This is a genomic window from Streptomyces sp. NBC_00690 (assembly GCF_036226685.1).
Taxonomy (GTDB): Bacteria; Actinomycetota; Actinomycetes; order Streptomycetales; family Streptomycetaceae; genus Streptomyces.
On the sequence record NZ_CP109009.1, the window covers coordinates 8,782,591 to 8,800,356 of the forward strand.

At 67.2% G+C, this 17,766-nt stretch carries 19 protein-coding genes and 2 pseudogenes; 13 read left to right on the forward strand and 8 right to left on the reverse strand.

Features of this window, described 5'->3' with window-relative positions:
* The first annotated feature begins 458 nt into the window (after positions 1 to 458).
* The 5 genes from OID54_RS37325 (at position 459) to OID54_RS37345 (ending at position 3,257) form a co-directional block, all read left to right on the forward strand.
* Positions 459 to 800 (forward strand): helix-turn-helix domain-containing protein, encoded by a 342-nt coding sequence (locus OID54_RS37325; protein ID WP_329027099.1) that lies wholly within the window; start codon positions 459 to 461, stop codon positions 798 to 800.
* A 289-nt stretch (positions 801 to 1,089) separates the two neighbouring features.
* Positions 1,090 to 1,293 (forward strand): cold-shock protein, encoded by a 204-nt coding sequence (locus OID54_RS37330; protein ID WP_329028017.1) that lies wholly within the window; start codon positions 1,090 to 1,092, stop codon positions 1,291 to 1,293.
* Between the two features lie 579 nt (positions 1,294 to 1,872).
* The gene (locus tag OID54_RS37335; protein ID WP_329027102.1) at positions 1,873 to 2,076 is read left to right on the forward strand and encodes a cold-shock protein; all 204 of its coding nucleotides are present in this window, start codon (positions 1,873 to 1,875) and stop codon (positions 2,074 to 2,076) included.
* A gap of 309 nt (positions 2,077 to 2,385) precedes the next feature.
* Positions 2,386 to 2,685 carry a hypothetical protein gene (locus tag OID54_RS37340; protein WP_329027104.1) on the forward strand — a complete coding sequence of 100 codons (300 nt, stop codon included), beginning with the start codon at positions 2,386 to 2,388 and terminating at the stop codon, positions 2,683 to 2,685.
* Between the two features lie 182 nt (positions 2,686 to 2,867).
* Positions 2,868 to 3,257: a hypothetical protein gene (locus OID54_RS37345; protein ID WP_329027107.1), complete on the forward strand. Its 390-nt coding sequence runs from the start codon at positions 2,868 to 2,870 to the stop codon at positions 3,255 to 3,257.
* 752 nt (positions 3,258 to 4,009) lie between these two features.
* On the opposite strand, the gene OID54_RS37355 is transcribed toward OID54_RS37345, so the two are convergent.
* From OID54_RS37355 to OID54_RS37380, 6 genes and pseudogenes are all read right to left on the reverse strand, one after another.
* Positions 4,010 to 4,809, reverse strand: a protein-coding gene (locus OID54_RS37355; protein WP_443055826.1) for an IS5 family transposase whose coding sequence is annotated in 2 segments (ribosomal slippage) — positions 4,010 to 4,461 and positions 4,461 to 4,809 — 801 coding nt in all. Because the reading frame shifts where the segments join, the coding sequence is not laid out codon by codon here.
* 97 nt (positions 4,810 to 4,906) lie between these two features.
* Positions 4,907 to 5,453 (reverse strand): annotated as a pseudogene (locus OID54_RS37360) (IS5/IS1182 family transposase); the annotation flags it as partial.
* A gap of 50 nt (positions 5,454 to 5,503) precedes the next feature.
* A complete protein-coding gene (locus OID54_RS37365; RefSeq protein WP_329027109.1) occupies positions 5,504 to 5,857 on the reverse strand; it encodes a hypothetical protein in 354 nt (117 codons plus the stop codon).
* Positions 5,858 to 5,959: 102 nt separating this feature from the next.
* Positions 5,960 to 6,366, reverse strand: a pseudogene (locus tag OID54_RS37370) (helix-turn-helix domain-containing protein); the annotation flags it as partial.
* Between the two features lie 41 nt (positions 6,367 to 6,407).
* Positions 6,408 to 6,998, reverse strand: a complete 591-nt coding sequence (locus tag OID54_RS37375; protein ID WP_329028021.1) for a hypothetical protein — start codon at positions 6,996 to 6,998, stop codon at positions 6,408 to 6,410.
* A gap of 129 nt (positions 6,999 to 7,127) precedes the next feature.
* Positions 7,128 to 7,673, reverse strand: coding sequence for an SUKH-4 family immunity protein (locus tag OID54_RS37380; protein WP_329027110.1), 546 nt, complete (start codon positions 7,671 to 7,673; stop codon positions 7,128 to 7,130).
* Between the two features lie 48 nt (positions 7,674 to 7,721).
* On the opposite strand from OID54_RS37380, the gene OID54_RS37385 reads away from it, so the two are divergent.
* Positions 7,722 to 8,126, forward strand: coding sequence for a hypothetical protein (locus tag OID54_RS37385; RefSeq protein ID WP_329027112.1), 405 nt, complete (start codon positions 7,722 to 7,724; stop codon positions 8,124 to 8,126).
* A 465-nt stretch (positions 8,127 to 8,591) separates the two neighbouring features.
* The gene (locus OID54_RS37390; RefSeq protein WP_443055827.1) at positions 8,592 to 9,560 is read left to right on the forward strand and encodes a DUF1932 domain-containing protein; all 969 of its coding nucleotides are present in this window, start codon (positions 8,592 to 8,594) and stop codon (positions 9,558 to 9,560) included.
* On the opposite strand, the gene OID54_RS37395 is transcribed toward OID54_RS37390, so the two are convergent.
* Together OID54_RS37395 and OID54_RS37400 are read right to left on the reverse strand one after the other, a co-directional pair.
* On the reverse strand, positions 9,544 to 10,095 hold the full coding sequence (locus OID54_RS37395; protein WP_329027115.1) for a guanylate kinase: 552 nt from the start codon (positions 10,093 to 10,095) through the stop codon (positions 9,544 to 9,546). The two genes, OID54_RS37390 and OID54_RS37395, sit on opposite strands and share 17 nt — an antisense overlap.
* The gene (locus tag OID54_RS37400) at positions 10,095 to 11,144 is read right to left on the reverse strand and encodes an AAA family ATPase (protein WP_329027117.1); all 1,050 of its coding nucleotides are present in this window, start codon (positions 11,142 to 11,144) and stop codon (positions 10,095 to 10,097) included. The genes OID54_RS37395 and OID54_RS37400 overlap by 1 nt, the downstream gene beginning before the upstream one ends.
* A 500-nt stretch (positions 11,145 to 11,644) precedes the next feature.
* Here OID54_RS37400 and OID54_RS37405 point away from each other — a divergent pair, with 500 nt between their 5' ends.
* From OID54_RS37405 to OID54_RS37430, 6 genes are all read left to right on the forward strand, one after another.
* Positions 11,645 to 12,904, forward strand: a complete 1,260-nt coding sequence (locus OID54_RS37405; protein WP_329027118.1) for a TfuA-like protein — start codon at positions 11,645 to 11,647, stop codon at positions 12,902 to 12,904.
* Complete coding sequence (locus OID54_RS37410) at positions 12,897 to 14,039, forward strand: YcaO-like family protein (protein ID WP_329027121.1); 1,143 nt, start codon at positions 12,897 to 12,899, stop codon at positions 14,037 to 14,039. The genes OID54_RS37405 and OID54_RS37410 overlap by 8 nt, the downstream gene beginning before the upstream one ends.
* Positions 14,036 to 14,926: an SAM-dependent methyltransferase gene (locus OID54_RS37415; RefSeq protein ID WP_329027123.1), complete on the forward strand. Its 891-nt coding sequence runs from the start codon at positions 14,036 to 14,038 to the stop codon at positions 14,924 to 14,926. The genes OID54_RS37410 and OID54_RS37415 overlap by 4 nt, the downstream gene beginning before the upstream one ends.
* Positions 14,923 to 15,936, forward strand: a complete 1,014-nt coding sequence (locus OID54_RS37420) for an NAD(P)H-dependent glycerol-3-phosphate dehydrogenase (protein WP_329027126.1) — start codon at positions 14,923 to 14,925, stop codon at positions 15,934 to 15,936. Before OID54_RS37415 ends, OID54_RS37420 begins: the two co-directional genes overlap by 4 nt.
* Before the next feature lie 69 nt (positions 15,937 to 16,005).
* Entirely contained in the window at positions 16,006 to 16,362 is a 357-nt protein-coding gene (locus OID54_RS37425) for a hypothetical protein (protein WP_329027128.1), read from the forward strand.
* Positions 16,349 to 17,203, forward strand: coding sequence for a hypothetical protein (locus tag OID54_RS37430; RefSeq protein ID WP_329027130.1), 855 nt, complete (start codon positions 16,349 to 16,351; stop codon positions 17,201 to 17,203). Before OID54_RS37425 ends, OID54_RS37430 begins: the two co-directional genes overlap by 14 nt.
* Positions 17,204 to 17,766 lie beyond the last annotated feature (563 nt).

The following is a 17,766-nucleotide window of genomic DNA, read 5'->3' on the forward strand; positions in this document are numbered from 1 at the left end:
GTCAGTGAGTAGCACCTTGGTGAAGGCGTCGGCTGCGGGCGCGCGCATCAGGAGGTTCGGCAGTGGGGTTCTAAGCCAGAGCAGACGCAGGATGGGCGACGGGGCTGGCTGCCGAAGAGTGGCGCTTGGTCAGGTCACAGAGCAGTACGCAGGAGAGCAGTACCAGCAGTAGTAGTTAGGTAAGTGATGGATCCCAGAGGGAAGAAACGGAGGGATTCGGCGCCATCAGGATCGCCCGGGCGGAAGTTGGAGTCCGGGTACCGCAGGACATCGTGAGTGAGGTGGTCTCCGGTCAAGCAACCGCGATCCCCGCAGTGCCAGCCCTCTCCCGGGTGGCCGTGCGGAACAAGTAGACCGGCGCAGTATCAGGGCCGGTAGGTGGTGTAGCAGTTCCTTCGGGGCCCTGGTGCCAATGGCGCCAGGGCCCCTCCACGCGTTCACGATGATGAGAGGTGCAGATGACAGCGGACGACTCGTTCGGCCGGCTCGATGATGATGACTACCCGGCCTACACCATGGGACGGGCAGCCGAAATCCTCGGCACCACTCAGGGCTTCCTCCGCGCGATCGGGGAGGCCCGCCTCATCACCCCGCTGCGCTCCGCGGGTGGGCACCGCCGCTACTCCCGCTACCAGCTGCGCATCGCCGCCCGAGCCCGGGAACTCGTCGACCAGGGAACCCCCGTCGAAGCCGCCTGCCGCATCATCATCCTCGAAGACCAACTCGAAGAAGCGCAACGCATCAACGCCGAACACCACCGCCACGCACTCGGAACGGTGAACCCGCAGGCCGCGGCGTAAGGTGGCGCGTGTCCGCCGGTTAGCGGCGCGCGCCTTTGTGCGGGTCTGTCAGAACGGTTTCGCGGTCCCCCTGTGCACGGATACCGAGGTGTGGCGTGCGGGTGGCTTTTCGTGGTGACGGGGTGCGTGGGCGTGTAGCGTCCAAGGCAGCTGTCGTGGTTCGGACCCCCCATTTTTTGCCCACGCCCTCGGCGTGGGCGTTTTGCTGTGCTCTGCCGTAGGAACCAGGGCGATCACCTCCGCCTCCCGCGCGTTGCGGGAGGCGTTCATCGACTGGAAGGCATCAGACATGGCTACGGGAACGGTTAAGTGGTTCCACGCGGAGAAGGGCTTCGGCTTCCTCGCTCAGGACGGCGGCGGCCCGGACGTCTTCGCCCACTACTCGGCGATCAACTCCACGGGCTTCCGTGAGCTCCAGGAAGGCCAGGCAGTGACGTTCGACATCACCCAGGGCCAGAAAGGCCCCCAGGCGGAGAACATCAACCTGACCTGACCCCTTCTTCCCCGATCGGCCCGCGCTGGGAGCGTACGGCTGCCCCGGACGGGCCCTGCCGTCCAGCCGGGTTCTCCCGAAGCAGGGAGCACCGGCCCTCAGACGACGGTGGCGGGATCTGGGGCGCACGTGATCAGGGCCGCGCAGCACCAGCTGCCCGGCCCTGACCTATGTCGGGACCGGGATACGGGCTGATGCGGCGGCGTCGGGTAGGGACGGTGCCACGGGGGTAGCGGTGTCCTGTGAGCGGTGAACTGCGATCACTGTTCTTGAAATGCTGTGCGACGGGCGGACTAATATCTATGACCGCGGGGTGAGGGTTTATCACGCCATGCGGGGAGTGTTTTTTACCGCAACAAATAGAGTGGAATTATTTAACATACACAGGCCCCTACCGCATGCTACTGTCGGTCTCAGTTGCAGTTGTGGTTCCCAAAACTTCAAGCGCCTTCGTCGGTATTTTTCAGCCGCTGGAAGCGTTTTCTGTATTTCCGGTTAATTTCCGGGCGGGGCATCATCGCGGCGACCCGGTACCCGTGCATTGCGGGCGCCGGTGTACTGCCCCAAAGGAGATATGACATGGCGTCTGGCACTGTGAAGTGGTTCAACGCGGCCAAGGGATTCGGCTTCATCGAGCAGGACGATGGCGGCGCTGACGTGTTCGCCCACTTCTCGAACATAGCCGCCCAGGGCTTCCGCGAGTTGCTCGAAGGCCAGAAGGTCACCTTCGACATCGCACCCGGCCAGAAGGGCCCGACGGCCGAGAATATCGTTCCCTCCTGACACGCACTTCGTAGCTGGGGCCCGTATCCCTCGGGGTGCGGGCCCCAGCTACGGGCATGTCCCGCACAGGTCCCCTCCGGGAGAACCACCGCCCCTTTTCCCGGTGCACCTCTTCACAGTCGCGCCCGTCAGCGTCCTGAATTTCACGTCCCGCGTGACGTCACCTGTTTCCTTTCTTGCGTCTGCACCGGATTCATTACATGCCAGGATCCACTTTCGCATTCCATCCGGCCCGTTCTCGTGATTCCCCCGTGCTGCTTTTCCGCTGCGGGAATTCCTTGGTACGTGCCGTATCAAGGAAGGTTCTGAATGAACCCCACACGTATAGACGACCGCTCCTCCCGCACCCGCAGCCGTACCGGCGGCCCCGCTTCCGGCTCAGGCCGGCCGGGCGGCCACGGCCGGCGACCGCTCTCGCTGCCCGCCTTCTCCGAGCCCGCTTCCGGCGCTCCCGTACCCGCCCAGGCGGGTGGGCCCCGGCTGATGCCGGTCGAGCAGGGTGCCGACTTCCGCCAGCCGCCCGGCGAGCCCGAGCCCGCACCCGCCCCGGCCCGACGTCCGCTCGCCCCCGGCGGCCTCATCTTCTCTGACCCGGACCGTCGTATCTGAGCGCTACCACCACGGGTTGCGCCACGTTCAGGAACCGCTCACCACCTAGTCCCACTGCCCGGTGTGGCAGCGCCTCCACCTGGACAGTGCTCGTAGCCGGCCCCGGCTCCCGCCTCGGATACCGTGTTCCTCTACGGGGTGCCATAACGGATGTGACGCCCCCTACCGAAGGTAGTCAGCGTATGAGTTCAAAGCGCAGCAAGAATCCAGCCCTGCCCATACTTGACGACGCATTCCGACTCGCGTCGGTCAAGGACGCCGAAGAGTCCACCCGTGACTTGGCCGCGCGGCTGGCCACCACCGAGCTGCGCCGCGTTTCCCACCCGGGCCGGGTCACCTGGGATCCCACCGATCAGGCCGAGCCCGTACCGGTCCCGCCGACTGTGGTCGACGGTGACGGGGACCTGTGGCTGCGGGACCGGGGCACTGGCACCTGGACCATGCCCGAGTTCAACCCGAAGGAGTTCCTGGCCCGCTGTGGCGAGGTTCTGACGTGGAGCCAGCTTGCCCGCGAGTTCGGCCCGCTTACCGCACTGGCCGACGACCGCCGCATCGGCGGCGGCCGGCGCTGACCGCGCAGCCTTCTGGGTTACGGGTAGCTGGGAGCTCCAGCTACCCGCCGAGCTCGACGATGGCGGCGTGCAGGTGAGCGTGGTGGTGGCGTGCGACGGCCTCGAGCAGCGTGGTGCGGGCTTGGCACCACCCGATGTCCTCGGTGCGGCCGGCGTCGGTGGACCAGCCGGGTAGCGGTCGGCCTTCAGTTGCCTCAGGGCATACGGTCAAGGGGAGCCGACCATGCCGATTCACTGAGGGCCCCTTTCCGGACCTGGTGAGGCTTCGACTACCCCACCCCCTCCAGAGAGTTTGACGGTCACCGGCTCCGGCTCGCGGTCGACCGTGGTGTGCTCGCTGTGCCCCCTTGGTACGGGTCGGTCCGGTCCTTCGCGTTCTACCCATTGCGTGAGGGCCGCCAGGCCCCGTTGGAACGACTGCTGAGCTTTCCCCGCCCCCCTTCCGCCGCGCTGCCCGTCGCCGTCGCCGGGGCGGTAGAAGGGGCCTTGGCAGCCTCGATGCCGAGCGCGGTCAGCCGGTCCTGCCCTGATGTGACGGGTCAGTGATGTTCAGGGAGTTGGACTGTTTTGGTCTGGTGTCCCGTCTTTGGGGTGGGACTCAGGATGGCTGAAGGGGCTGCGTTCGGGCGTGATGGGCGTGGTCTGCCGGCGTGTTCGGTTTGGTTGTTCGGGGGCTTGGTCTGTGGTCCGGTAGTTGTGTGGGATTGATCTTGGGTTTCTCGTGGGTGTGGTGGCACGTCTTAGAAGACATCTCATTTGGTGAGTCTGCGGTAGCAGATGAGGGTGCAGGCGATGCTGGTGAAGGCGAGGAAGTGGTCGGCTTTGCGTTCGTAGCGGCGGTGGAGGCGGCGGCAGCCGGCGAGCCAGGCCATGGTGCGTTCGATGGTCCAGTGGTGGCGGCCCAGTCGCTGCGAGGACTCGATGCCCCTGCGGGCTATGCGGTGCTTGATACCACGTCCGCGTGACCATCTCCGCAGGTGGGCATAGTCGTAGCCCTTGTCCGCGTGGAGCTTGCCGGGCCTACGCCGTCGGCGGCCGCGGCGCGACCGGATGGGCGGAATCCCGCGGACGAGGGGCTCAAGAGCCTGGCTGTCGTGCAGGTTCGCCCCCGAGATTCCGACAGAAAGGGGCAGACCGGTCCGCTCCGTGATTAAGTGAATCTTCGACCCGAACTTGCCCCGGTCAACAGGATTCGGACCCGTCAGGTCCCCCTTTTCAGGGCCCGCATGTTTACCGAGTCGATCGCACAGCGGGACCAGTCCAGTTCACCGCGAGCGCCGAGCTCGTCAAGGACCAGGCGGTGGAGCCTGGCCCACACCCGCGCCTTGCTCCACTCGGTGAACCGTCGGTGAGCTGTCGCCCCCGACGGCCCGAACGACGCCGTCGGCAACTGTTGCCAGGTGCAGCCCGACGTGGCCACGAACACGATCGCGGCGAGCACTTCCCGGTCACCGTGCCGGCGCCGACCACCACCCTGAGGCCGCGACGGCGCTTCCGGCACCACCCGTTGGAACAGTACCCACAACTCATCCGGCACAAGCCGCTCAACAATGCCCGCCACGACCGACAGCCTACCCAACGCACCAAATGAGATGACGACTTAAGGCGGCGGTCGCGAGAAAATTCCAGGCATTCATGCGGGCGAACGCGTGCTCAACGCATGTCCGGACCTGCTTACAGACCTTGTTGTGTTGCTTCCAGTCGGACAGTTCCGCGCCCTCGCGCGGCGGCGGTGAGGCGTCCCAAGGCCGGTGCCCGGGGATAGCCGCGGTCGGTGGCCGTCGTCGTGTTGCCGACGGCGGCCTTGGCCCCGGGCTCCTCCCAGGCTTTGCAGCCATTCGCGGTTGCCCGGAAGCGGTCGGCCTACCGTAACGACGCGCCAGGTGTGGGCGTCGACGAGCACGGCGCCCCTGACGAACGCCTTGCGGGGCTGAAGCTCGGGCATGGGACCGAGACCCGATCACACGGTCCGCCGGGGATGTCGCCGCCTCGAACAGCGGCGCGAGCTGGCGCATCGTCACGCCAGCGCCAGTACGCCGCGACCAGCAGCGTCCAGCCCTCCAGGAACAGGCCCCACGGTCGCCCCTTGAGGGCCGCGTCCGCACCGTCGCAACGCAGCATGATCACCAGCACGCGGGCTCAGCCTGGTGAACGGGGCTATCAGGACGACTCCGACGCCGTGATCACACCCGCCACGTCGGGATCATCGCCCCCGCCCGGCTGCTGCCCCAGCGTCCCTCTCCGCCTCAGCGGAACTCGTGGACCACCTGGATCTCGCCAACGATGTGGGCGTTGAAGTCGTCCAGCTCCTCGGCTGGAACCCAGAGCTCGAGGATCGTCTGCCCGCCGGCCTGCTGGATGGGATACCGGCTCAGGAACTCCGACTCGGCCTCAAAACGAGTGACGAAGCCTGCGCCGTCGTACTTCACGTTCCAGTCCCGGGTGATCCTGATCGCGTAGTCCTCGTTCAGGACTGGATAGAAGATCGGCTGCTCGGGCAGTCGGGGCGGCCACGCACGCCAGTTCAGCTCCCGAACCAGATCCAGCTCTTTGGGGCCGGTGGGGCGCCATAGAGTCGTCGTTGCCTGCTGGCTGGCCATGGGATCGCTCTCTGAACGTAGGGCGCTGGTACGGCGGATCGAGAGACCGGACGATACCGGCACCCGAACTCAGTAGCTACGCGATTTCCGCAGGCTGGGCGCCGCGTCAATGACGACCTGGTGGTCGGTGGAGTACCGGTGGTTCTTCGACCGCTCCGCGAAGGTGCGGTCGCGGGTAGGGGCCAGGGCGCCGGCGTCGATGAGCACGGCGTCCTTCGCGAACCACTCCCGTGGGTGAAGGGCGAGCATCGGCCCGAGGTGGTCGATGATCCGGTCCGCCACCGACTTGGACACTCCGATCTGCGCACGAGCTGGCGCATCGTGAGGTTCGTTCGCCTATACGCCGCGACCAGCAGGGCCGGTCCTCCAGCGGAAGGCTCTACGGCCGACCTTCGCGGACCATGTCCGCGCCCTGGCGTCGCAGAACCGTCACCAGCCTCCCCAAGCCGCGAGGGCTCAAGCCGGAGGGCTATCCAGGAAGGTCCCAACGCCGAAGTCACAGCAGCCATACCGAGATCACTACATCGCTGACCAGCAGCCGGTCCGTCTCTCAGCCGCCGCTCAGCGGAGACGCCCACGTGGGGTCGTGTCGGGATCTCCTCGTGAGGTGTGCCAGCAGATGCTCCGCCGTGATGGAGATAGTGCCTGGCGGCGCGCCGATTGCGGCCAGGGCGGCGATGAGCCTTGCCGATGCTGTCTCCGGCACGTCCGGGTCGGTGAGGAGAGGAAGGAGCAGCAGAAAGCGAGCCGCCGTGTCCTGGACGCCTTCGGCCGCACAGGCGGGACTGTCGGCGATCCGGATCAGTTCGCGCCATGTCAGCCCGGTGCCCGAGAAATCTCCATCCCAGCTGGCGATCTGCTCGACACTGCTCCTTCCTGGATCGGTGAGGAGATAGTCGGTGCCGTGGTCGCCATCCAGGTTGCGGTAGACCACCACGACTCCGGGGCCGTCTTGTGCCGGCACCCTGAACACTGGCCAGCGTTCAGGATCGAAGAGAACTTCGGACAGCGCGTCGACATCGGCGCCGTCGTCGCCGAACCACTCCGGCACCGGGCGCTCGGCACACCATCCGTCGCTGCACATCGCCAAAAGGTAGTTCGACCAGAAACCCGGTTGGACCACCAGTGACTCGCCCGGCACCAACGGGCCGACGTCGTATCCCTTGCCCAGCACCCCTCGATCCTGTCACCAGCCACTGACACGGTTCGATCCGGCACCGGCCGATTCCGTACTTCGCAGACGACGGATAGGGTTGAAGGTCCTGTTGTGTTACCAGATGCCTTGTTCGAGTTCTTCGAGTGAGAGGTTCCATTGGGAGTCTTCGTCGGTGAACGGGGTGGGGTCGAAGGCTTCGACGGTCTCGCGGAATCGGGTTGCCAGGTCTTCAGGGTCGGCGTCGTTGTCGTGGTCGATCTCGACTTTGCGTAGCTCGATGAGGGCGAAGGCGAGGGATTCGATGTCCCGGTGCAGCTCGATGTAGCCAAGGGATCCTTCGGGGAAGGCGTAGACCTTCCCTGTCGCGGGGTCGAGTGCGAGGAGTGAGGTGAACAGGTAGCCCAGGCTCCACCATGTCCGGCTTTCCGGGGGGCACTGCAGTCCGTGCAGGTCGAAGCGGCTTCCGATGGTGATGGCGCCGGTGTCGGGGCCGTAGGGGTCGGTGACGTCCATGCGGGAGGTGAAGACGTCCGAGGTGGGCAGTCCGACGGTGCTCAGGAAGTTGGCTGTGCGCGCGTCGAATCCGGTGACATCGTTGCGGGGGAAGTAAGTGACGCCGTATGCCTGGATCGTCTTTTCTGGGGTGATGGTGAAGTTCACTGTGCAGCTGCCTCGTTTGCTATTGATTCGTGTGTCTGGGACCGGATCGTGAAGACGGACAGTCTCACGTGGAACTCCCGGTACGTGCTGGGGCATCAACCGGTTCGATACGCGCCGTCCTCGCGGCTCGCTTCCACCCGTATCCAGATCAGTCACGCCTCTCAGGCAGACCTTCCTGCGGCCTACGAGATGCTGGCCGCTCTCACCGAGGGATTCCCCATGACTGCCTCCGACCTCGCCTACCTTCATCACAGCCTGCAGATCCGCACCATCGACCTCTTCGCTCCCCGCGGGGAGAAGGGCCCCCGGCCACCCAATCCGAAGGCCGGGTTCACCCAGTCCGGCCTTCCCATCCGCAACCCCCGACGCTACGGCCCCAAGAAGCCTCGAACGGGACCAGTCCTACGGCTCCCACCCACCTCAAACACCGACCCCACCCAGCCCAGCACATAGCAACAAGAAGGGCATCTGTCCCAACCACCGAGGTCGCGCTTCCTGCAAGGCGGCGCGACCTGGAAGGTCGTGGACATGACGCCCACGCGAGACGCTGACCCACGTTCCAGCGCTGCACGCTGTCAACCGAACGAAAGCAGAAGCTGACTGCGTGAGTACCGCTGATCTAAGGCTGTTGTGTCCCGGGCGTAGGATCGCTGTGTGCAGCCTGTGGTGCTCTTCGATGTGGACAACACTTTGGTGGATCGGCAGCTCGCACTGGCCCGCTGGGCGGCGTCCTTCCGAAGCCGATACAGCCTCGGCCAGGAGGAAGAAGCATGGCTTACGGATCTGCTGGTCGAACGTGCTGCCCCTGGTGACTTCGAGGCGATCCGGGAGCGGTTCCAACTGACCGAGCCGACTGCTGCCTTGTGGGATCAGTACTGTACGGACATCGCTGCTGCGGTCGATCGATCGCGGTGCCGTGTGGCCGCGAGAGCTGCCGGAGCCGGACCATCAGGTTCCCGACGCCCGCACCGCCATCGATCTGCTGTACTCGCTCGGACCGAGGAGGAGCCCCCTATGAAGCCGGTGTCCCAGACGACGGTGGGGATCCTGCACCCCGGAAGCATGGGAGCCGCGGTGGCTGCCCAACTGCGTCGCGCGGGCGCGCGGGTGCTGTGGAATCCTGCCGGCCGCAGTTCGGCCACCGTCCGCCGTGCGCGGCAGGCCGGGCTGACGGCGGCCGACGGTATGGCGGAACTCGTCACGCGCTGCGATGTGGTGATCTCCCTCTGCCCGCCGGCAGCCGCCGAGGACATCGCCTTCGAGGTGGCCGGCCACGGCCCGGAGGGCAAGGTCTACGTCGAGGCGAACGCTATTGCTCCCCAGCGCGTCCGGCGCATCGCGCAGGCCCTACCGGGAACAGTCGTGGTCGACGCCGCCGTGGTCGGCTCACCACCGGTCGGAGGCAAGCAGCCGCGCCTCTATACGTCCGGCCCATCCGACGCCGTCGACTGTGTGAAACGGATCTTCGCCGACACGGACGTAACCGTCCGTCCACTGGGCGAGGAGATCGGTAAGGCATCCGCTCTCAAACTTACCTACACCAGCTACCAGAAAGCGTCCCGCGTTCTCGCGGCCATCGCCTACGGAGCGGCCGAAGCCAACGGCGTCGCCGACGAGCTTCTCGACATCGCTGGGCTGCGCACGGACAGCTATCTCACCGAACCGGGCTACATCCCCAAGACCGCTTCACGTGCCTGGCGCTGGGCTCCGGAGATGCGGGAGGCGGCAACGCTGGTCCACGCGGCCGGCCTGCCGGACGACCTGCTGCATGCCACGGCTGCCGTCCTCGCACACTGGGAGGACGCCCGCGACGCGGACCTGAGTATCGAGGAGGCGCTTGACCAGCTCCGGCACCGAAGTGCCGGAACAGTCATCTCGCCGCGGTGACCAGGGCGTGTATCCGCTCGGCGGCATCCCGAGCGGGCACACCATCGGTGTGCACCACAAGATCCCACCTGATGCCCGGGTTGTCCGCGACATCGCGCTCCGTCGCGTCCCATGCTGCGAGCCGCGCAGCCGTATCCCCATCACCCCGCCCGATGGAGCGCTGCTCGGTGATGGCACGCGGGCACCACAACAGCACGCGCCACCACCGGGCCGCGAAGCCGTCGGCCACCGCACGCACCCCGGCGATCTGACCGAGATGGACCACCGGCACCCGCCCCCCGGAGGTGACCTCCCATAGGCCCGGCCGGTCCACGACGTAGGTGTTGCCGTACCGGTCATTGCGGTAGACGACTTCGTCGCGCTCCTCCAGTTGCCGCAGGTGCTCCCGTGATGCCATCCGGTATCCGTGGGTGCGGCCGGTGCCGACCTTCAGCCGGGTGAAGGGGACGTATCGCCGGTCCAGGTCGGCGAGGGCCGAGGTGATGGTGTCTTTGCCCGACGCGGGCGGCCCGTAGAGGAGGATTCCCCGCTCCATCAGAACACCGTCCCAAAGACTTGGCGGACCTGATCGGTCAGCGATATCGCGGCACCGAGGCGGTTGTCGACGACCAGGTGGGGCACGACCGGCCGCAGGTCGGGGTCGATGGTGGCCACGTAGTCCTCCCAGTGCTGGAGCTTCCACGAGTCGCGGGCGGCGGAGCGGAAACTGACGTACTCGTGCATCGTCTCGACGTCGCAATGGATCCAGATGGGAGAGACCGAAACCCCTCGGGCCTCACACCGGTTGACCAGCCGTTGCAACCAGCGCTCGTCCGTGAGCTCGGCGACGAACGGCGCGGTGACCACCGTGCTGATCGTGCAGTCCACGTTCGCGTAAGCCGCCTCAAGCAGGCACTGGTACTCAAGAGGCCGTACCTGCTCCCGGTACAACCTGGTGTGGCGGTCGTTCGGGTCGCTGCCGAGGGTGATGAGGAGTCGCTCCACCAAGGGCCGTGTGAGCGGGTCCTTGTCGAAGACCGGCCAGCCGGTGAGCTGGGACAGGAACCGCGCGAACTCGGACTTGCCGCTGCCGGCGTAGCCGCCGACCAGGACCAGAGTGGGGCGGTTCGGGTCCCCGCCCGTATGCCGCCTCTTCCAGGCATCCAGGATGCGCTGATGGAGCATCTTGCTGTCAGTGTCCTCGGTGCCCGGCCTGATCTGCAGCAACGCACGCTCGACAGCAAGGACATGCGCTCCGTTGTGCAGCCCATCTGCCCCAGCATCGGACGGCGTGAACTGTATCCGCGTCTTCTCCCCCGGAAGGCCGTGGCGGAAGCCGAGTTCGGGCTCGGTGGCCCGGTAGAGCAGGCAGTACGCACGCCGGTAATGCGGACCCGGATAGACCTCACCCTGCTCGTGCTGCCACAGAGTCTGAAAGTTTGCCGCGGGAACGGCCACCCCCGCTGCCCTCGCTACGTCACGCAGCCGCTCGCCAGCACCCTCCAGGGTCAGCCCGTGGGCCTCCCTCTGTTCCCGCAGCCTCTCCGGCCGCCAGCCCGCGCGGACCTTCACCACGTCTCCTACCGCCCGTCCCACCCTCGTCATGATCCGGAGCCTAAGTCTGCCCTTCATGAACGCGTGTGAAAGCGGATGTTGAAAAGGCACGCGATCGAACGGCGAACCGACCGGCTAACAGAACGTGATACCGGGCTGACTGCCCGGACGGTGTGATGGTCCAACACAGCAAGCCACCCGGTCCCGGACCCCCGCGCAAGGCTTCGGCCCGGGTGCCTCAACGGCGCCGTACGAGAAAGGGAGAACCTCACACGGCCTCCCTGCGCCTCAAGGACGGCGCCCATCACCCGCACCCATCGAACCCGCACCACTCAAGGAGAAGACTCATGGAGCAGTCCAAGTCCGCCATCGCCGCCGCCAACTCGCCGATACCGGCGCACGAAGCGGCGGACATCACCAGGCCTGTGGTGATCGCCGTCGACGTCGAAGACGAGGAGTAGACCTTCCCCACGTCCTGAACCCGGCGCCCCTGCCCGCACCTACCCACTTCGGGGAGGGGCGCCCCTGACGCTGGCCTCCTGGAGAGCGCAGTGATCCACGTCTTCACCGGGCCGACACTGCCCGCATCCGAACCTCAGCTCGCCACACCAGACATCCGGATCCGCCCACCCGCGCGGCACGGAGACCTGTTCGACACCGCGATCCGCCCCGGCGACACCGTGCTGATCATCGACGGGCTCTATCACCAGACCCCAGCCCTGCGGCACAAAGAGATCCTCGCCGCGATCGCCCGCGGCGTCCACATGATCGGAGCGGCAAGCATCGGCGCATTGAGAGCAGCCGAACTCGCACCGTTCGGGATGCTCGGCATCGGCAGCATCTACACCTCCTACGCCCGGGGAGAGATCCACGGCGACGACGAAGTAGCGGTCGGACAGGCCCCCGACGGCGAAGAGGAGTCGCTGACCTGGCCGGTCGTCAACCTCCGACACACCCTCCAACTGGCCCGTACCGCCGGCATCGTCGACGGCGAACGGGCCACGGGACTTCTCACCGAACTCCACGCGGTCTACTACCCGCAGCGCACCACAGCCGCCATACGCGCCGTCTGCCGCCGCCGAAACGAGACGCAGTTCGCCCAGTGGCTGACCGACCAGCGCCGAACAGACCCGCACTTCGGCGACCTCAAACGAGCCGACGCCCTCACCGCGGTACGCACCGCCCTCAACAACAGCGCAACACCGACCGACCAGACCCCCCACCGGCCACCCGTATGGGACACGGCCTACTACAGACGATGGTCCAACACCTTCGCCCACGACCGCGTGTGCGGACTGGACCTGCCCACCGAGGATCGCCTGATCTACCAGCAGGTCTTCGACCCGGCGTTCCCCACACGCTGGACGGCCTACCTCGAACACCGCTCCCTCCAACCCCCCGACGGCGCGCCAGGCCTACCGCTGAGGGTGCGCCTGGCCCAGGTCACCGACGGCCTGCCGGCCCACCGTGTCTTCCGCCCTCCGGTAGACCTGCGAGACCAAACCACCCTCGCCCTGCTCCTGGCAGGCGAGAGCGAACAAGACCGCCAAGCCGTCGCCCACTACGCACGAACCCTCGCCTACGCCCGCCACAGCCGACCCGGATTCCAGATCGCAGCAGTACGCGACGACCTCACCCGCAGCCTCCTGCAACGCATGTGGCACTGCCCCGCCCTCCAACTCGATACAGAAGCCTCCGCACGAGGACTGGACTGCGCCGCCCGCGCCGTCGAGAAAGCCAAACGACTCGTGCCCGGACTGCTGGACGAGATGAACCAGGCCACCAAGCTGACGGAGACGGCCCATGACTGACGAACCGGTCAAACTGCCTGGCACAGTCCGCTCCCGCGCCCCCGAGTCGACCTGGGAGACCATTGCCAGCCACCTGCCCCACTACGGCATCACCCGCCTTGCCGACCTCACCGGCCTCGACTGCATCGGACTACCCGTCTGGACAGCGATCCGGCCCGACTCACTGACCCTGAGCACAACCCAGGGCAAGGGAGCCACCCACCTCCTGGCCAAACTGTCGGCCGTCATGGAAGCGATCGAACTCTGGCACGCCGAGCAGCCGCTGCCCATCACCGCCCGCGGACCGGCCGCCGAGGTCGCCCCCGACTGCCCCGTCACCGCACTCCCACTGACCGCACCGCACCCCGGGCCCACCGTCACCCGCATGCAGTGGGATTGGACACCCGCCACCGGCCTGATCAGCCACAAGGACACCCTCCTGCCCGTCGACCTGGTACGCCGCCGGGCACAGCGACCACCATGGAGCCCGGACCTGCTGCGCGCCACCAGCACCGGACTGGCATGCGGCAACAGCCGGGATGAGGCACTGCTCCACGCACTGCTGGAAGTAGTGGAGCGAGACGTCCTGTTCCGGGACGGGCAATCCGGCGGCCGGCACCGCACCCTCATCGAGCCCGCAACGGTCCAAGACCCCCACGGCCGACAGGTGATCGACCGGATCACGGCCGCGGGCATGGCACTGGAGATCGCCCTGGTGGACGGCCCCTACGAACTCCCGGTGTGCGTGGCCTACCTGTGGTCGGAGGACTATCCGGCTGTCTTCGCCGGCGGCGGCTGCCACACCACCCCGGAGATCGCACTGACCCGTGCCTTGACCGAGGCCGCACAGTCTCGGCTGACCGCCATCGCCGGCACCCGGGACGACCTCCCCAGCGACCGGGCCCACATTGACACCCCACCCATTCACCCGCCCACAAACACCAGGCTCGCACCGTGGCCAGAGCCTGCGGACACTTCCACGACGGCCGGTGGCAGTTTCGCCGAACAGACCATCGACGTGGCCCGGCGCCTCGCCCGTGTCACCGGGCACGAGCCACTGGCCCTGCACTTGTCCGACCCAGCCGCACCGGTCCAGGCCGTGCAGGCCATCTGCCCCGGCACCCGCTCCCGGACCAGAAGGTCGATGCCCCGATGAACCCCACCACCCCGACGACCCCCGGCATACACCCCATACATACCGGACAGCGCTCAGCCTCCTACGACGCCTTCCACACCGCCCGCGCCCACAGCGACCTCGTCTCCCGCCTCTACGCCCAAGCTCTAGGTGAGGACTACCCGACCGAGATCGCCGCCTCCAGCTCCTGCGACATACCCCTGCTCGGACTCATGACCGCCCGCCTGAGGATGCGCCCGGGCCAGCTCCTCGTCGACGCGGGCTGCGGGACCGGAGGCATCGGCCTCTGGCTCGCCCGAGCCCTGAACCTGCGCCTCGAAGGCTTCGACCTGTCCCCAGCGGCCATCGCCCAAGCCACCGCCCGGCGCCCCCGATTCGGCCTGCCCGCCGACCGGGCCGCATTCCGGACCGCCGACCTGGAAGACACCGGCCTGCCCGACTCCCTCGCCCAGGGCATCGTGTGCGTGGACGCCCTCGGCCGCGCCACCGACCGCCAAGCCGCGCTGCGCGAACTCGCCCGCATCCTGGCCCCGGGCGGCCGCCTGGTCCTCACCCGGGCCTCACGGCAGAACACAGCCACCGCCTGGGAGAAACAAGCCCGCACCGTAGGCCTCACCGTGGAGCACGTGGACGAGCGCCCCCACGAGCCCGCGATGTGGGACCGGCTCTACCGCCTGTGGATCGCCCACGCCGACGAACTACGCCATGAACTGGGAGAAACACCGGCGCGGAACATGCTCCACGAAGCGCACCACACACTGCCCACGCTGCCGGGCCGCCGAGCGGTCCTGCTGACCCTGCTGCGCTCCGAAGATGTTCGGAGCAGGGACTGCGCGGCCGATACGATGTCCGGGCCCGCTCGACGCTCTGGGAGCGGGCACGAGCCCAGGGAGAGGACCCCGCAGTGAGCCAGCACCGTTTTGGCCGAGCGGCAGTATTCTCGGCCGGGTCCTGGGGCACTGCCGTCGCCAAGGTCATGGCCGATGCCGGCACCGATGTCGTCGTGCACGCCCGCCGTAGCGAGATCGCGGACGCGATCAACACCCGCCACCGCAACCCCGGCTACTTCCCCGACATCGACCTACCCGCCTCCCTGACGGCCACGACCGAACCGGCCGCCGCGCTGCACGGCGCGGACTTCCTGGTGCTCTCCATCCCTGCGCAGTCCCTCCGGGCCAGCCTCGCTGTATGGGCACCGCACATCGCGCCCGGCACGGTGATCGTGTCGCTGATGAAGGGCATCGAGCTGGGTAGCGGGGAGCGGGCGAGCCAGGTCATCACCGAGGTCACCGGCGTGCGCGCGGACCGGGTCGCGGTGCTGTCGGGGCCGAACCTGGCGCGCGAGATCATGAACGGCCTACCCGCGGCCGCCACCGTCGCCTGCCCCGACGAGCACACTGCCCGACGCATTCAGCAGGCCTGCCACACCCCGTACTTCCGGCCCTACACCAGCAGCGACGTCATCGGCTGCGAACTGGGCGGCGCGGTGAAGAACGTCATCGCGCTGGCGGTCGGTATCGCCTCGGGCATGGGCATGGGGGACAACGCCGCGGCCATGCTCATCACCCGGGGACTGGCGGAGACCACCCGGCTGGCCGTGGCCATGGGCGCTCACCCGGCCACCCTCTCCGGCCTTGCCGGCCTGGGTGACCTGGTGGCCACCTGCACCTCGCCGCTCTCTCGCAACCGCACCTTCGGTACCCATCTCGGCCAGGGCCTGAGCGTTGAGGAAGCGACAGCCGCTACCCGGCAGACCACCGAGGGCGTCAAGTCCGCGGACGCGATCCTCGCCCTGGCCCATGCCCACAACGTCGAGATGCCGATCACAGAAGTGATCTCCGCCCTGCTCCACGAGAAGGTCACCCTCGATGAGGCCGGGGCCGCGCTGATGCAGCGGCCTCCCAAGCCCGAGCACTGACCCCCGGGCGCCCCACCACGGGGCCAGCCCCCCAGCACCTTCACCCTCCACATCCGGAGGCTCCTTGCCATGCACCCATCCGTGCTGTCCGCTGTCCAGATCGCCGCCACCCTCGCCCTGACCACCTGGATGATCACCGGCTTCACCCGCCTGCCCGGCCGCTGGCTGCGCTGGAAAATGTTCTGCCGGGCCACCTTCACCATCGTCACTCTCACCGGCACCACCAAGGACGGGCGCACCGAGCCTGTCAACGCCTACCACTACCTCTCCCCAGGCAGCTTCATCCTCGGCCCTCCCCAACTCCAGGTGATCATCGCCCACCTCACCTCCAGCGGCCACTACAGCCGCATCGACGGACACGGCCGCGTCCTGTCCGCCCACGGAGACCAGCCCATGGAAGTGAGGCACAACCGTGTGGTTCTTTGACGCCCTCGCCTCAGGCTTCCAACACCCCACCGACCCCGCACGCCTCCAGTGGTTCCGCATTGTCTTCGGCACCGTATGCACCCTGCGCTTCGCCCTCGCCTTCGGCCAGGGAGGCTGGAACCGATTCACCCCCGACTCACTCAGCACCCACCTGGCAGAACAACGCCTCGGACCAGCCAGGGCCCGACTGTTGACCACCTGCTACAGACCCGCACTGATCATCCGCACAGCCGCCGCCCTCGCCCTGACCGTCGGTCCCGCACCCAGGCCGGCCCTCCTGCTCACCCTGGCCGGTGCCGCCATGGAACTCCTCTACCTCAAGAGCCCCAACGCCGTCCGCTACACCCTGCTGACCGGCACCTGCCTCCTGCTCGCCGGGGATCTGGGCCACGGCCTCCACATCGAACAAGGCCATAGCACCGCGAACACCTGGGCCCAGTGCCTCCTCGTCCTCGTCACCACCGACATCTACTGGAACAGCGCCTGGCAGAAGTTCCGCTCTCCGCAGTTCCGCAGCGGCCTCTACCTCGCTCAGTGGGTCCACGTCTACACCCAGATCAGAAACCAGCTCCCTTACCGGCGCCAATACGCCCTCCCCAGCCCAATTCGCCGCCACGGGGGCAACCTCACGCACCGGGACATCCAGATCTGGCGCGTAGTCGCCGCCACCGTCATCGCAGCAGAGATCGCGCTGCCACCCGCACTGCTCATCCCACAGACGATGCCGTACGCCGTCATCGCTGGCATAGGTATGCACGCAGCCTTCACCTGCCTCAAGCCCCGCCAGCTCATCACCTTCTCCGGCCTCACCCTCGGCACCTACTTCGCCTTCGCGGCCTGACTGACTGCCAGTCGATGAAGGCGCTGCGCGGTGGGTTTCGCTCACTCTGGACGGTCTGTCCCGTTGCTGGGCTGGCGGCCGGTTGCTCTGACGGTCTGAACGGTGCCCCGCCTCTATGACGCTCGTTGTCACCTGCTGACTCGCAACAGACGCCCTGCCCAAGGGTTTTCTGTGTGCGGGTTAAGGAAGTGGGGGTGGGGCAGCCCAATCGAGGACGTGGATCCCGGCGCTCTTGATGAGATCGCCGTCCAAGCCCAAGTGCAGGATTCGGATGGGGGAGTGTCCATGTCGGTGTAGCCACCGGCGGCGGCGTATCTGCTCTGCCTCGCTCAACTGGTGCCATTGGTCGTAGTGCACCCCCGGCTGGTCGTAGTGCACCCCCGGCGTATCGTGGAAGCTCTCGTTGGCCCAGGCACGGACCAGATCAGCTTCGTCCGGAGCACTGACCAGGGTAATCAGTGCCCACGCCGTGTCGTATGGCAGCGTTGACCCGTGTTGAGCCATAAGGCGACGCGTGCGCCACTGTCGTAGTGGAGCCAGCAGCCATCTGGTGGTGCATAGGT